The sequence below is a fragment of the Shewanella sp. S1-49-MNA-CIBAN-0167 genome (assembly GCF_040310145.1).
In the GTDB taxonomy this organism is placed as follows: Bacteria; Pseudomonadota; Gammaproteobacteria; order Enterobacterales; family Shewanellaceae; genus Shewanella; species Shewanella psychromarinicola.
In genome coordinates, this window is the sequence record NZ_JBEOPO010000285.1 from 1 (window position 1) to 269 (window position 269).

At 46.5% G+C, this 269-nt stretch carries 1 protein-coding gene; it reads left to right on the top strand.

The genetic code is table 11. From position 1 onward, the window contains the following. A partial coding sequence (rpl5, locus tag AAEZ00_RS21330; protein WP_351089914.1) for a large ribosomal subunit protein uL5 occupies window positions 1-269 on the top strand: 269 nt, incomplete at both ends.

Here is a 269-nt window from a genome sequence, read left to right on the forward strand (position 1 = left end):
GGCGAAGCCCTAGCTGACAAGAAAATTCTAGATAACGCTGTTGCGGATCTAGCTGCAATCTCTGGTCAGAAACCTTTAATCACTAAAGCACGCAAATCTGTTGCTGGCTTCAAAGTGCGTGAAGGTTACCCGATAGGTTGTAAAGTAACCCTACGTGGCGAACGTATGTGGGACTTTTTTGAGCGTTTGGTATCAATCGCTATCCCACGTATTCGCGACTTCCGTGGCGTAAGTGCTAAGTCTTTTGATGGACGTGGTAACTACAGCAT